Origin of the sequence: Acidovorax sp. 59 (assembly GCF_002754175.1) — a bacterium.
Classification (GTDB): Bacteria; Pseudomonadota; Gammaproteobacteria; order Burkholderiales; family Burkholderiaceae_C; genus Acidovorax; species Acidovorax delafieldii.
Window position 1 is genome coordinate 1,337,823 of sequence record NZ_PEET01000001.1, and the last position, 14,171, is coordinate 1,351,993.

General features: G+C 66.1%; 15 protein-coding genes. 8 read left to right on the forward strand and 7 right to left on the reverse strand.

Annotation, left to right across the window (positions count from 1 at the left end; genetic code table 11):
• Positions 1-8 precede the first annotated feature (8 nt).
• The 7 genes from dalD to CLU87_RS06090 all read left to right on the forward strand — a co-directional run bounded on the left by dalD (position 9) and on the right by CLU87_RS06090 (position 7,020).
• Positions 9-1,412 carry a D-arabinitol 4-dehydrogenase gene (gene dalD / locus CLU87_RS06060; protein ID WP_099729862.1) on the forward strand — a complete coding sequence of 468 codons (1,404 nt, stop codon included), beginning with the start codon at positions 9-11 and terminating at the stop codon, positions 1,410-1,412.
• A gap of 29 nt (positions 1,413-1,441) precedes the next feature.
• On the forward strand, positions 1,442-2,377 hold the full coding sequence (locus tag CLU87_RS06065) for an AraC family transcriptional regulator (protein ID WP_056743668.1): 936 nt from the start codon (positions 1,442-1,444) through the stop codon (positions 2,375-2,377).
• A 127-nt stretch (positions 2,378-2,504) separates the two neighbouring features.
• Positions 2,505-3,989: a xylulokinase gene (gene xylB / locus CLU87_RS06070; protein WP_099729863.1), complete on the forward strand. Its 1,485-nt coding sequence runs from the start codon at positions 2,505-2,507 to the stop codon at positions 3,987-3,989.
• Positions 3,990-4,017: 28 nt separating this feature from the next.
• Entirely contained in the window at positions 4,018-5,052 is a 1,035-nt protein-coding gene (locus CLU87_RS06075) for a PfkB family carbohydrate kinase (protein ID WP_099729864.1), read from the forward strand.
• A 72-nt stretch (positions 5,053-5,124) separates the two neighbouring features.
• Entirely contained in the window at positions 5,125-5,400 is a 276-nt protein-coding gene (locus tag CLU87_RS06080) for a hypothetical protein (RefSeq protein ID WP_099729865.1), read from the forward strand.
• The gene (locus CLU87_RS06085) at positions 5,397-5,885 is read left to right on the forward strand and encodes a GNAT family N-acetyltransferase (protein WP_099729866.1); all 489 of its coding nucleotides are present in this window, start codon (positions 5,397-5,399) and stop codon (positions 5,883-5,885) included. The genes CLU87_RS06080 and CLU87_RS06085 overlap by 4 nt, the downstream gene beginning before the upstream one ends.
• Positions 5,886-6,051: 166 nt before the next feature.
• Entirely contained in the window at positions 6,052-7,020 is a 969-nt protein-coding gene (locus CLU87_RS06090; RefSeq protein ID WP_099729449.1) for an IS1595 family transposase, read from the forward strand.
• 90 nt (positions 7,021-7,110) lie between these two features.
• On the opposite strand, the gene CLU87_RS06095 is transcribed toward CLU87_RS06090, so the two are convergent.
• From CLU87_RS06095 to CLU87_RS06110, 4 genes are read right to left on the reverse strand one after another with little or no spacing between them, the layout of a single operon-like run.
• Complete coding sequence (locus tag CLU87_RS06095; RefSeq protein WP_099729867.1) at positions 7,111-7,731, reverse strand: SMI1/KNR4 family protein; 621 nt, start codon at positions 7,729-7,731, stop codon at positions 7,111-7,113.
• A 20-nt stretch (positions 7,732-7,751) separates the two neighbouring features.
• Positions 7,752-8,219 carry a GNAT family N-acetyltransferase gene (locus CLU87_RS06100; RefSeq protein WP_099729868.1) on the reverse strand — a complete coding sequence of 156 codons (468 nt, stop codon included), beginning with the start codon at positions 8,217-8,219 and terminating at the stop codon, positions 7,752-7,754.
• A gap of 19 nt (positions 8,220-8,238) precedes the next feature.
• Positions 8,239-9,654 carry an FAD-binding oxidoreductase gene (locus tag CLU87_RS06105; protein ID WP_099729869.1) on the reverse strand — a complete coding sequence of 472 codons (1,416 nt, stop codon included), beginning with the start codon at positions 9,652-9,654 and terminating at the stop codon, positions 8,239-8,241.
• Positions 9,655-9,711: 57 nt separating this feature from the next.
• On the reverse strand, positions 9,712-10,143 hold the full coding sequence (locus tag CLU87_RS06110) for a DUF2069 domain-containing protein (RefSeq protein WP_056067156.1): 432 nt from the start codon (positions 10,141-10,143) through the stop codon (positions 9,712-9,714).
• Between the two features lie 21 nt (positions 10,144-10,164).
• On the opposite strand from CLU87_RS06110, the gene CLU87_RS06115 reads away from it, so the two are divergent.
• Entirely contained in the window at positions 10,165-11,415 is a 1,251-nt protein-coding gene (locus CLU87_RS06115; RefSeq protein ID WP_056067158.1) for a YihY family inner membrane protein, read from the forward strand.
• A 104-nt stretch (positions 11,416-11,519) separates the two neighbouring features.
• Here CLU87_RS06115 and CLU87_RS06120 read toward each other — a convergent pair whose 3' ends face one another.
• The 3 genes from CLU87_RS06120 to CLU87_RS06130 all read right to left on the reverse strand — a co-directional run bounded on the left by CLU87_RS06120 (position 11,520) and on the right by CLU87_RS06130 (position 14,160).
• Positions 11,520-11,867, reverse strand: a complete 348-nt coding sequence (locus tag CLU87_RS06120; RefSeq protein ID WP_099729870.1) for an Mpo1-like protein — start codon at positions 11,865-11,867, stop codon at positions 11,520-11,522.
• A 161-nt stretch (positions 11,868-12,028) separates the two neighbouring features.
• Entirely contained in the window at positions 12,029-12,847 is an 819-nt protein-coding gene (locus CLU87_RS06125; protein WP_099729871.1) for an alpha/beta fold hydrolase, read from the reverse strand.
• A gap of 2 nt (positions 12,848-12,849) precedes the next feature.
• On the reverse strand, positions 12,850-14,160 hold the full coding sequence (locus tag CLU87_RS06130; protein WP_099732062.1) for an O-acetylhomoserine aminocarboxypropyltransferase: 1,311 nt from the start codon (positions 14,158-14,160) through the stop codon (positions 12,850-12,852).
• Positions 14,161-14,171: the final 11 nt, after the last annotated feature.

The following is a 14,171-nucleotide window of genomic DNA, read 5'->3' on the forward strand; positions in this document are numbered from 1 at the left end:
CACGCACCATGAATTTCATCCTGCACCTGGGCCTGGGCTCGTTCCACCGCGCCCACCAGGCCGTTTACGTTCACGCATTGCGCCAGCAGGGCGACACGGGTTGGGCCATCGCAGGCGGCAACCTGCGCCCCGACATGGCCGACACCATCGCGGCGCTGCAAGCGCAGGATGGGCGCTACACGCTCGAAACCGTCACCCCCCAAGGCGAGCGCAACTACACCGTCATCGAGTCGATCCAGCGTGTGATCCCCTACCAGGACGACCTGGCCCCGCTGATTGCCATGGGTGCCGACCCCGCCACCCGCATCATCAGCTTCACGGTGACCGAAGCGGGCTACTACCTGGATGCCCAGAACCAGCTCGACTGGCCCACTTTTGCCGACCTGCGCGCCGACCTGGCGGCCGTGAAGGCGGGCCAGGCAGGTCACACCATCTATGGCGGCCTGGTCAGCATCCTGCGCGCGCGCAGGGCAGCCGGTGCAGGCGCTGTGACGCTGATGAACTGCGACAACCTGCGCCACAACGGCGACCGCTCGCGCGGCGGGCTGCTGCAGTTCATCGAGGCGCTGGGCGATGCGCCACTGAAAGAGTGGGTAGAGCAGAACACCACCAGCCCCAACGCCATGGTGGACCGCATCACGCCGCGCCCCACGCCCGATGTGGCCGAGCGCGTGAGGGCTGCAACGGGTTGGGGCGACAAGGCCGCACTCATGGGTGAAAGCTTTATCCAGTGGGTCATCGAAGACGACTTCATCGCAGGCCGCCCCTCGTGGGAAACGGTCGGTGTCGAGATGGTGCAGTCGGTGCAGGCGCACGAAGAGGCCAAGATCCGCCTGCTCAACGCCACCCACAGCTGCATTGCCTGGGCGGGCACGTTGGCAGGTTACCAGTACATCCACGAAGGCACACACGACGCGGCCATTCGCCAGATGGCCTACGACTACGTCACCGACGACGCGATCCCGGTGCTCCACACCCCAGAGCAGCCATGCCCCATCAACCTGGAGCAGTACCGCGACGTGGTGCTGGACCGCTTCGGCAACCCTGCCATCGCCGACACCAACCAGCGCGTGGCCATGGATGCGTTCTCCAAGATCCCCGGCATGATTGCGCCCACCATCCGTGACCGACTGGCGCGCAACGCGTCGTTCGACAGCGTGGCCATGCTGCCCGCGCTGTTCCTGGCCTACCTGCAGCGCTGGCACGCGGGGCAGATCCCCTACAGCTACCAGGACCAGGCCATGGATCCCGCCGTGGCCCATGCCATCTGCGATGCCGCTAACCCCGTGGCGGCCTTTGCAGCCGACACGACCTTGTGGGGCGAGATGGCCGGCCACCCCCGACTCGTAGACGCGTTGCGCAAAGCCTATGCCCGCGTGTTGGCTTTTGTGGCAGAGCGGACAGGCGCCTGATGCTGGTGTAATTTGAGCCCACTACCGCCATGACCGTGAAGATGCCCATCGCCCCGCGCCAGACCAAGCCCGAGCTGGAGCACGACTATGTGCGCTCGCCCGCGTTGGGCTACGAGTCGCCCGAGACGGCGGGCTTCATCCGTTGTTTGTCGCACGGGTTTCCCACGCCGCTGGCGCGCTGGCATTACCACGACGAGTACGAGCTGCACCTGATCACCGCGACCTCTGGCAAGGTCTTTGTGGGGGACTGGATCGGTCAGTTCCAGCCCGGCCACCTGGTGCTGACCGGGCCGCGCCTGCCGCACAACTGGATCAGTATGGATCTGCCCGAAGGCGGCGTGCCGCTGCGCGACCTGGTGATCCAGTTCTCGCACGCGCCGCTGGTGGCCAGCAGCGAGACCATCCCCGAGCTGCGCGAGGTGCTGCCTCTGCTGGAGCGCGCGCGCCACGGTGTGGAGTTCTTTGGCATGGAAGCGCAGGCGCAAGAGCATTGGCACCGCATCAAGGCGCGCCAGGGGCTCGCCCGGTTCGGCGCTTTCTGTGAGTTCATGAGCGACCTGGCGCGCTGCACCGACTTTCGCCTGCTGTCGAGCACGCAACTGCAGAGCGAGGACAACGATACCCAGCTCGACCAGATCAACGCCATCGTGAGCCGCATCACCGACCACCTGGCCGACCCGCTGTCGGCGGCCGACCTGGCGCAAGAGCTGGGCATGACGGAGAGCCGCTTTTCGCGCTTCTTCCGCCGCGCCACGGGCAATACCTTCACCGACTTCGTGAACCTGGTGCGCGTGAACCGCGCGTGCCAGCTGCTGATGGAGACTGAGCGCTACATCACCCACATTGCGTATGACGTGGGCTTCAACAACATGGCCAACTTCAACCGCCGCTTTCTGGACATCAAGGGCATGACGCCCAGCGAGTACCGCAAGCAGGGCGCGGGAAGGTTTGGAAAGACTTCTTGATCCCCGGCCGGATCTGCACCCTGAGAGGGGGGAAGGCCCTTGTTGCGTGACCCCTGCACGCAGCCCGCCAAAGGCGAAGGCCGGGCCATGGCTTTCACTGTGAATCACTGACATCTGTCCATCACCCATGTACCTCGGAATCGATTTAGGCACCTCGGGTGTCAAGCTCCTGCTGCTGGACGATGCGCACACTGTGGTCGCTACGGCAGATGCCGCCGTGCCCCAGCTGCGCCCCCAGCCCACCTGGAGCGAACAGCACCCCGCCGACTGGTGGGCCGCTGTGGAGACCTCCGTGGCGCAGTTGCGCGCGCAGGCTCCCGCAGCGTGGGCGCAGGTGCGGGGCATCGGCCTCTCGGGCCACATGCATGGCGCGGTGGTACTGGACGCGCAGGGCCAGGTGCTGCGCCCGGCCATCTTGTGGAACGACGGCCGCGCCAGCGCCGAATGTGCGCAGCTGGAATCGGCTGTGCCCACTTCGCGCCAGATCACCGGCAATCTCGCCATGCCCGGCTTCACCGCGCCCAAGCTGCTGTGGCTGCGCACGCACGAGCCCGCCGTGTTCGACCAGATCCGCACCGTGCTGCTGCCCAAGGACTGGCTGCGCCTGCAACTCACCGGCGATGCAGTGAGCGACATGTCCGACGCATCAGGCACGCTGTGGCTGGACGTGCAGGCGCGCGCCTGGAGCCCGGCCATGTTGCAAGCCTGTGGGCTCGATGTTTCGCACATGCCGACGCTGGCCGAGGGCAGTGCGCCCACAGGCACACTGCGCAGGGATGTGGCACGCCGCTGGGGGTTCGGTGACAGCATCGTCGTCGCTGCTGGCGCAGGCGACAACGCCGCCAGTGCCGTGGGCGTGGGCGCCCGCACTGCGGGGCAGGGCTTTGTGTCGCTGGGCACCTCGGGTGTGGTCTTTCGCGTGACGGACGCTTTTGCGCCTGCCACCGAGCGCGCCGTGCATGCCTTTGCCCATGCGCTGCCGCAGCGCTGGCACCACATGTCCGTCATGCTCAGTGCAGCGAGTGCGTTTGGCTGGGTCACCCGGCTCATGGGGCGTGGCGACGAGGCGCAACTGTCTGACGCTGTGGGCACCCTCAGCACCACCCGCCAGGCGCAGGCGCCGCTGTTTTTGCCGTACCTGAGTGGCGAGCGCACACCGCACAACAACGCGGCTGCCACCGGCGTGTTCATGGGCCTGCGGGCCGAGCACGAAGCGGCGGACCTGGCCTATGCGGTGATAGAAGGCGTGGGCTTTGGCCTGCTCGATGGCCTCAATGCCATGCGTGCTGCCGGGGCCAGGCAGGGTGGTGCTGCCCGCCGGGATGACGCAGCCCTGGCCTTGGTCGGTGGCGGTGCCCGCAGCAACCCCTGGGCGCAGCTCTTGGCCAGCGCGCTGGGCACACCGCTGCAGCGCCCGCAGGGCGCACACGCCGCAGCCGCCCTGGGGGCTGCGCGCCTGGCGGCCATGGCCTGCGGTGGTGACGAAGCCCACTGGTGCCAGCCCCTGCCCGCTGACGCCACCTTCATGCCACAGCCCGCACAACAAGCCCAGCTGGCCGAACGCTATGCCCGCTTTGTCGCGCTATACCCCGCGCTGCAATCGCAGTTCTGACGCACTGTCTGCTTCCTCCCAAACGTCCATGACTTCCGCATCCACGATTTCCCACGGCACAGCGCCCATCCACGCCGCCATTGCTGGCGAGGCCCTCATCGACCTGATCCGCCGCCCCGATGGCAGCTACCTGCCGTGCCTGGGCGGCGCGCTCTACAACCTGTGCCGTGCGCTGGCCCGCCAAGGCGTGGGCACCCAGTACCTCAACCCCCTGTCGCGCGACCGTTTTGGGCGTGAACTGGCTGCGCAACTGGTGGCTGACGGCGTGGTGCTGGCCCAGCCCGAGCCCGTGCAGCAGGTCACGTCACTGGCCGTGGTCAACCTCGACGCACATGGCCACCCTGACTACGCCTTCTACCGCGAAGGCGTGGCCGACCGCGCCGTGTCCGCCGCAGGTCTGGGCGATAGCTGCGCCGCCTTGCCCGCGCTGCAGTTGGTGTGCACCGGCGCGCTGGCGCTCGACGCGCGTGACACTGCCATCTACCTGCCGTGGCTGGCCGCCCAGCGCGCCGCAGGCCGCTGTGTGGTGGTCGATGCCAATCTGCGCCCCTCCGTCATGCCCGACCTGCCGGCCTACCGCACCACGGTGCACGCCGCGCTGGCCCACGCCCACATCATCAAGGCCAGCGACGAAGACCTGGAGCATCTGGCTGTGCCTGGTGTGGATGCCCTGGCCCGCGCGCAGCACCTGCTGGCCGCGAACCCACAGGCCTATCTGCTGGCGCTCACGCTGGGCGCGGAAGGCGCCTGGCTGCTGCACCGCAACGGCGTGCAGCGTTTTGCCAAAGAGGCCCAGTCGCTGCCAGTGGTGGACACCGTGGGCGCGGGCGACAGCTTTCTAGCCGGGCTGCTGACGCATTTGCTGCGGCAATCGCAGGCTGCCGGTGGTGCGAGCTTTGTGCGGTTTGTCGAAGCGCTGGCGGCCGATGCGTGCCAGCAGGCGCTGCGCCATGCGCTGGCCAGCGCCAGTTTGTGCGTGATGGCGCAAGGCTGCGTGCCGCCGGGCTGGGAGGCTGCCCGCGCATGGAGCCAGCAGCATCCCGCAGCCCAAGACCCGCGCTGACATGGGGTTGCGCCCGCACCCTTGGAGGCGGGCCGTCTATGATCAAACGTCGCCGATTCGCTGGGGATGCCAATGACTGATCTTGTGGTTGCGGTGCTGTGGTCAGCCGTCGATGTGCTGCTGATATTCACTGGCGCATTGGTGGTGCGTGTGCTCAGCCTGGGTCGCTGGCGCACAGAGCATGTGCGCCACAAGGAAGCCCGCATGTTTGCTCCCGCCGGAGCGTTGTCGTTTCGGCGCGAGGGTCAACGCGTGGTGACTGCGAGCGGCCTGTACATCGCCGGATCTTTGTTCTACGTATTGCTGGCTGTGTTGCTGGTGGGCTTGTCGCGGGCCGCATCGGCATGAGGCCCGACAACGCAGCCTCCGAAGCCCTCCGCATCATCCCTGTGGGCCCCGATGCCGCAGAAGCCGCCTGCACGGTCATCCGTCAATCCATCACCCACTGCTGTGCACTTGACCACGGCCATGACCCCACCATCCTGATGGCTTGGCTGGCCAACAAGACGCCCGAGAACCTGACTGCGTGGATCTCCGCGCCGGGCGCTGCAGCATGGGGGGCGTACCGAGGCGACACGGTGGTGGGCTTTGCGCTGCTGGCGCGGGCCACGCTGGCACTTTGCTATGTGGTGCCAAAGGCCTTGCACCAAGGGGTGGGGCGGGGCCTGCTGCAGCACGTGGAGGCCCATGCACGCGAGGTGGGGCTCGCAGCTTTGGGGTTGGAGAGTACGCGCACTGCGGAGGCCTTTTATCGTCGCCATGGCTATGCGCCGCATGGAGCGGTGCAAACCTGGGCGGGGCTACAGGCACAGCCAATGCGCAAGGTGTTGTGACGTCACCTTTTCGGCGGCGGCGTCACCCCTCAGGTCAGGGACGGGAGAGCGAATGTTCTAGTAAAAATGGGCTCTTCTAGCGAATGCTAGTGATGAGTCTTTAACCGTAGCGCTACGCCCCCATCTCCCCAGCATGACGCGCTTGCGTCTGCCCCAGGAGAAGGCCATGCGACAGCAACAGATGACGCGCTTGATCCACAGCCTGCCCCAGCTGACGCACCACCAGCGCCAGCAACTGGCAAGCTGCCTGCAGGCGCTGCTCGATCACAGTCAAGCCATCGCCGTTGTAGAAGCACATGGCAGCGCCCACCGAACCTGTCCGCACTGCGGCAGCCCGCAGCTTGTCAAGAATGGCTCGGCCAACGGGCTGCAACGCTTCAAGTGCCGCCAGTGCGCGCGCACCTTCAACGCCTTGACTGGAACACCGCTGGCACGCCTGCATCTGCGGGATAAGTGGATGGGCCAGGCGCAGGTCTTGAGCGAAGGACTCTCACTCAACCAGGTGGCCCTGCGCCTGGGTGTGGCGCAAAGCACCGCCTTTCGCTGGCGCCACCGCTTCCTGGCCTGCCCCAAGAGCGTGCAGGCACGCCAGCTTGTGGGCATCGCCGAGGCCGATGAGTCTTACTTCCTGGCCTCCTGCAAGGGACACAGAGGCTTGCTGCGTCGTCCTCGCCGACGCGGCGGTAAGGCGCTGGCTGGCTGCAAGGGCTTGGAATACACCCCGGTGCTGATGGCGCGAGACCGGGCCGGAGCAACGGCCAACCTCATCCTGCAGACGAACCAAGCGGTGAGTGTGCAAACTGCACTCAAACCCTTGCTGCCACCAGACACCATCCTATGCACCGACGGCAGCGTCACACTGGCCAGCGCTGCGCGGGCCCTGGGCGTGCAGCACCAGGCGGTGAACGTGAGCCGGGGTAGGCGTGTGAGAGGCCCCTGGCATGTTCAAAACGTCAATGCCTATGTCAGCAGGCTGCGCGGGTGGATGCAGCGCTTCAAGGGCGTTGCAACGAAATACCTTGATTCGTACCTGGGCTGGTTCAGGATGTTGGACCGATCAGGCCCCATGGGGCCGCAGCCCGCACTGGTGCTGGAGGCGGCTATGGGGAGTCAAGGCGTCACTAGCATTCGCTAGAAGAGCCTAAAAATGGCCTCTGGCGCGCAATTTATATGCGCTGAAAGCTCTCATTTTTATAGCGATAGGTGCTTCCTGCCCTGCCGCAGCTCACACGTCGGTACGCACCCGGTGGCCCTGGTTGTCGCTCATTTCCAGAATCCACCACTGTGCCCCCGTGTTCTTGTCGATGAAGCGCATGTGCGAAGCGATGTTGGCCAGCGTGGGGCTGTCGAGGTGGAGCAGGCGCTGCACATAGTCCACCAGGTCGTCAGCCACGTGGGTGAATTCAAAACCATCGTGGTCGAACTCGAACACCTGGCCGGCGCACTCGCCATCGGTCGCCATCAGGATGTAGTTGCCCGAATGGGGTGTCTCGCCAATCACTTGGCAGTGTTCGATCCAGTCGGGCAGGATCTCTTCGCGTTCTTCGTCGCTCAGGTGTTCCGTACAGCCCTCAAACGCCTCTTGCAGCGTGGGCCATTCAGCGGGTGGGGCAATGTAGCGGGCGGCGTCGCCCGAGTCGGCATCGTGGTACAGCAGCACGCCGCCGAACGTGGCGTAGAAAGCGGCGAGCTGGCCCACACCGGGCAGGGGGGCATCCAGCGCAGTGGGGGGCTGGATGTGGTGCTGAAAATTCACCGTTTTGGTCTCTTGCGGCTTGTTGATGCGCTCACAGGAGAACGTGCCTTTGTGTTCGGCGATGGCGCGGTGCAGATCAGGCAGTGTCATGGGCGGACCTTGGGTGGCTGTCAAAGTTCTTGTGCGTACACGATGAAACCATGGTGCTTGGCCAGCTTGTCGTACAGCTGGCGCCCGGCGGCATTGGTCTCGTGGGTTTGCCAGTACACGCGGGAAGATCGGGCGGTGCGCGCTGCGCCGTACACCGCTTCGATCAGCGCCCGTCCCACGCCCCGGCCGCGCGCGGCTTCGCGGGTGAACAGGTCGCTGAGGTAGCACACGGGCTCGATGCGCGTCATGCTGCGGTGAAACACATAGTGCGTGAGGCCCAGCAGCTCACCGCTGGCATCGTCTTGCGCCACCAGGCAGAACATGGGCTCTGCCGCGTCATGAAACCGCTGCCAGGTGGCTTGCGTGATGTGCTCCGGCAGCGCGGTGGCGCCAAAGCGGCCGTAGAACGCGTTGTAGCCGTCCCAGAGCGGTCGCCAGGCGGCGTAGTCTTCGGGTTGAACCGGGCGCACAGTCACGGCAGCGGTCATGGGTCAGCTTTCTGTGGGTTTACTGCAGCACGCGCTTCGGGTTCATGATGCCCTGCGGGTCCAGCGCCTGCTTGATGGCGCGCATCATGCCAAGCGCCACGGGCGACTGGTACTTGGCGAGCTTGTCGGCCTTGAGTTCGCCGATGCCATGCTCGGCCGAGAACGAGCCGCCAAACTCGGCCACGGCCTCGTACACCAGGTGGTTCACGTGCGCCTCGTGCTCGCGCAGGAAGGCCTTGGGGTCGCCTTCTGCCGGTGCCTGCACGTTGTAGTGCAGGTTGCCGTCGCCCAGGTGGCCGAAGTTGACCAGGCGAACGCCGGGGATCTCGCGCTGCAGCACCGCGTCGGTGTGGGCCACAAAGGCAGGGATGCGCGAGATCTGCACCGAGATGTCGTGCTTGATGTTCAGGCCCTCTTCGGCCTGGGCGAGCGGAATGCTCTCGCGGATGTGCCACAGCTGGTGCGCCTGCGTGAGGTTCTCGGCCACTACGGCGTCGGTCACGCAGCCCATTTCAAACGCGGTCTCCAGCAGCGATTCAAACCGTGCACGCGCATGTTCTTCGGATTCGCTGTCGGAGTTTTCGAGCAGCACGCACCAGGGCGCGTTGTCGTCGCCCAGAAACGGCACGCGCAGCTGCGGCATGTGTTTGCCCACCAGGCTCAGCGCAAACTGGCCCATCACCTCAAAGCCCGTGAGGCCCGCGCCCAGCTGCTTGTGCGCCTGGCCCAGCAGCGCCACGGCGTGTTCCATGGATGGCACGGCGGCCCAGGCGGTGAGGCGTGCGGCGGGCTCGGGGTAGAGCTTCATCGTCGCGGCGGTGATGATGCCCAGCGTGCCTTCGCTGCCGATGAACAGGTCGCGCAGGTCGTAGCCAGTGTTGTCCTTGCGCAGGCCCTTGAGGCCATCCCACACCTCGCCCTGGGCGGTGACGACTTCCAGGCCCAGGCAAAGGTCGCGCGCATTGCCGTACCGCACCACCTGCGTGCCGCCTGCGTTGGTGCCCAGGTTGCCGCCAATGGTGCAGCTGCCCTCGGCAGCGAGGCTCAGAGGGAAGAGCACGCCGGCCTTCTCGGCCACGTCCTGCAGGTTCTGCAGGATGCAGCCCGCTTCTACCGTCATGGTCAGGTTGTCGGTGTCCACGCTGCGCACCGCGTTCATGCGCGTGAGGCTCAGCACGATCTGTGTGCCGCTGTCATCGGGCGTCGAGCCCACGGCCAGACCAGTGTTGCCGCCTTGCGGAACGATCGCGGTGCCCGCTGCCGCACAGGCCTTGACCACAGCGGCCACCTCATGCGTATTGGCAGGGCGCACCACGGCCAGGGCCTTGCCGCGCACGCGGCGGCGCCAGTCCTGTTCCCAGGCAGTGAGGTCGCCTTCGTTGAGCACATGGGCGGGGCCGACGATGGTGCGCAGGGTGTCGAGCAAGGTGGTCATGGGTGAAGCGACGGGTTCAGTGGGTTGATCGGGTAGCGGAGGGCTGCGACATGGGCATCAGGGGGCGGGTGGCGCTGCGCTGGCTTCCGCCGCAGCGGCGGCTGCCTTGGCGTTGCGCTGGCGCACGCGCACATGCAGCGTGCAGGCGGTGAACAGCACGAGGCACAAGGCCACTTCGCCCCAGGCCAGCCATTGCGATGGGGGCTTGTCGCCCCAGCCGCGCACCACGCCTTCGGTGAAGTACAGCCAGATCACCAGGCTGACCCAGCGGTAGGTGTACATGCGGTTTTTCAGGATGCCTGCCAGCGGGATGCATAGTGGCAGGGCCTTGATGGCCAGCCACGAGCCGCCAGGCCTGACGGGAGCCAGCACCAGCTCCCAGGCCAGGCACAGAACAATCAGGGCGAGCAGGCTGCCAGTGGCAAGCCAGCGGGTGGCAGCAACACCGCTGTCGGACGGTGGGAGAGGGATGGCGGGGGAGGCAGTCATTGGGGTGGCATCATATCGGCCATGCCTTTTTCCATACAGACAGTAGCGTCGCGCACCGAGGCGTTGATCAATGAGCTGTCGCACTTCCCATGGAAGACCACGGCCCAGACACTGCGTGAGCGCTTTCGTGAGGACCACCTGGGCCTCACGGCCAGCAGCCTCACCTTCACCACCATCCTGGCGCTGGTGCCCTTCTTCACCGTGGCGCTGGCGGTGTTCACCGCATTTCCCATCTTCGGCAAGCTGCAGGACGCGCTCCAGGGCTGGCTGGTCAGCAGCCTGGTGCCCGACAGCATCTCGCGGCAGGTGCTGGGCTACCTCACGCAGTTTGCGGCCAAGGCCAGCAGCCTGGGGGTGGCGGGGTTCAGCATCCTGCTGGCCACGGCGCTGGCACTAATCCTGACCATCGACCGCACGCTCAACGACATCTGGCGCGTGCAGCGCCTGCGGCCGCTGGGCCAGCGGGTGCTGATCTACTGGGCGGCCATCACGCTCGGCCCGTTGCTGATGGGCGCGAGCCTGGCCCTCACTTCGTATGTGATGTCGGCCTCGGGCGGGCTGGTCAAGCGCCTGCCGGACGGCGTGCAGTTGCTGTTCGATTCGATCCAGTTTGTGGTGCTGGCGGGCGGCATGGCGTCGCTGTACCACTATGTGCCCAACACGCCGGTGAAATGGCGGCACGCCTGGACGGGCGGCTTTTTTGTGGCGGTGTGCATCGAGCTGGCCAAGAAGGTGCTGGCGGTGTACCTGGGCAAGGTGCCCACCTACTCGGTGGTGTACGGCGCGTTTGCCACGCTGCCCATCTTGCTGGTCTGGATCTATGTGGCCTGGGTCATCGTGCTGCTGGGTGCTGTGGTGACCGCGTACCTGCCCAGCCTGCTGGCGGGGGTGGCGCGGCGCGGCACGGTGGCGGGCTGGACGTTCCAGCTGGCGGTGGAGGTGCTGCAGGCGCTGCACCGTGCGCGCCAGCAGCCCATCAAGGGCCTGCGCCCCAGCCAGCTGGCCCAGTTGCTGCGGGTCGATGGATTGCAGCTGGAGCCGGTGCTGGAAGCCCTGACCGCGCTGGACTGGGTTGGACAGGTGGCCGATGCTGCGGTGAGTGCGGCCGACGTGCCCGAGTCCCGCTATGTGCTGCTGGCCGACCCGGAAAGCACCTTGCTTGCGCCCCTGGTGCAGCGCTTGCTGCTGCAGCGCGTGGACAGCCTGGGGCCGCTGTGGGTCAACGCCAGGCTCGAAAGCTTGCACATGGCGGATGTGCTGCAGGCGCGTTGACCGGTGTGAATGACTGCCTTCAAATAGCGGCTCATTGCTATACAAATAAGAGCTAATGAGGCATGTTGCACTAGCGCTTCCAGCCTCTGGGGCTCCAAGTCATCTCACAGGGGCACTTTACCCGTCCAGATGTCCTTGTACATGACCCAGTCGCCCATGAAGCTGTACAGCGGGCGCTTGAAGCTGGCGGGCTTGTTCTTTTCAAAGCCGAAGTGCCCTAGCCAGGCAAAGCCGTAGCCGCAGAGCAGGCCGTACAGGAGGTACTGGGGCTTGCCCGTGGCCACCAGCATGGCCAGGCAGACCAGCGTGAGCGTGGAGCCCACAAAATGCAGGCGGCGGCACGTGCGGTTGCTGTGTTCGCTCAGGTAGAACGGGTAGAAGTCCGCGAAGCGCTTGAAGGCCCGAGGGTCCGTGCTGGGCGCTGGTTGCGGGGTGGCAGTCTGGGTGGTCATGGGGTTGTCTCCGGGCGGCGTTGGGGCTCTGCCCGCGTTATACGCCGTGGCCCCGGTGCGCACCAGCGGGGCAGTGCGGGTGTGCTGTCGCCAACGGGTCTGCCGCTTTGAACGGGTTCTGAAAGCCCCGGCGGGCCTGCCAGCGCGCCGGGGTTTGGGAGTCACCGGGCCAGGAAGTCCCGGATGGCGGCCAGTGTCTCTTCAGGCGCCTCGGTCATCTGGTTGTGGCCCACGGGCAGGTGGGCGATCTGCACCTGCTTGCCCGCCGCCTGGGCAGCCTTGACGAGACCCTGTGCCGCCTTGGGCGCAGTCATCTGGTCCTGGCTGCCCAGCGCAAACAGCACGGGGCAGGTCAGTTGCGCCATGGCCGCTTCTCCACCGGCATAGCTATCACAGGCCACAAATCCCCGGTGGAACACGTTGACTGCCGTGTTGCTGCGCAGCACCTTGCGCCCCAGCGCCATGCCTGCACCAAACACCCAGGTGCCCGGGCCCAGGGCCGACGGGGGCGCAGACAGGGTGCTGCGGGAAAACACATTGACCATGCGCATCGCCTTCTCCGGGTCGGTCTGCGAGGCCTCGATGAGTGCGGGCGATACCTTCATCGGGAAGGCGGTGCCCACCAGCACCAGGTGGCTGATGCGGTCCTTCAGGCGCGCAGCGGCTTCCATGACGATGAGGGAACCCCAGCTGTGGCCTACCAGCGCCGCGCGCTGCACGCCCGCGGCATCGAGCAGCGCGCCGATGAAGTCCGCGCCTTGCTCCACCGTGGCGGGGGCATCGCCGCCACTGCGGCAGTGGCCGGGCAGGTCGATGGCCAGAACGTTCCAGCCGTGGTTGGCCATGTAACGGCTTTGCAGGGCCCACACGCTGTGGTCGTTGAGCACACCATGGATGAACACCACGGTCGGTTTGGCGGCATCAAATGCCTTGCCGCCGGTGTAGCAGTAGATGGCGGCACCGTTGACTTGGATGTGCATGGTCAGGCCCCCGCCTTTTCTGCGGCTTTGAGCGCGCGTTTCAGGTCGTCAATGAGGTCGTCGGCATCTTCGAGACCGATGGACAGGCGGATCGTGCCCTGGCTGATGCCTGCGCCCGCCAGCGCTTCGTCGCTCATGCGGAAATGCGTGGTGCTGGCCGGGTGGATCACCAGGCTGCGGCAGTCGCCCACGTTGGCCAAGTGGCTGAAGACCTTGAGGGTTTCGATGAATTTCTTGCCCTGCTCGCGGTTGCCCTTGAGGTCAAAGCTGAATACCGAGCCCGCACCGCGGGGCAGCAGCTTTTGCGCCAAGGCATGGCTGGGGTGAGACTCCAGCAGCGGGTGGCCCACGCGCGACACAAACGGCTGCACGGCCAAAAATTCGACCACCTTCTCCGTGTTGCGCATGTGCTGCGCCATGCGCAGCGGCAGGGTCTCGATGCCTTGCAGGATGAGCCAGGCGGTGTGCGGGCTCATGCAGGCGCCAAAGTCGCGCAGGCCCTCGCGCCGCGCGCGCAGCAGAAAGGCGCCCACGGTGCTCTCTTCGGTGAACACCATATTGTGAAAGCCGTCGTACGGCTGCGTGAGTTCGGAAAATTTGCCGACCGACTTTGGACCGTCCCAGTCAAAGCTCCCTCCGTCCACCACAATGCCCCCCACCACGGTGCCATGGCCTGAGAGGAACTTGGTGGCCGAGTGGTAGACCAGATCCGCTCCATGTTCAAAAGGCTTGATGAGCCAGGGCGAGGTGAGGGTGGAGTCCACCAGCAGCGGCACGCCCGCTTCATGGGCGATAGAGGATACGGTAGGGATGTCCAGCACATCGAGGCCAGGGTTGCCCACGGTCTCGCCAAAGAGCAGCTTGGTGTTGGGGCGCACCGCAGCGCGCCAGCCGTCGATATCGCCGGGCTTCACAAACGTGGTCTCGATGCCGAAGCGCGACAGCGTGTAGTGCAGCAGGTTCTGCGATCCGCCATACAGCGCCGTGCTGGCCACGATATGGCTGCCCGCGCCCATCAATGTGGCAATCGCCAGGTGCAATGCAGCCTGGCCGCTGGCGGTGGCGATCGCGCCCACGCCGCCTTCCAAGGCGGCCACGCGCTGCTCCAGTACCGCATTGGTGGGGTTGCTGATGCGGCTGTACACATGGCCGCCGCGCTCCAGATTGAATAGGGACGCGGCATGGTCGCTCGACTCGAAGACGAACGAGGTGGTCAGGTGGATAGGCACGGCGCGCGCGCCGGTGGCGGGGTCGGGGCTGGCGCCTGCGTGCAGCGCCAGCGTGTCAAAGCCGGGGTCGGAGTAACCGGGCATCTGTGTGTCTC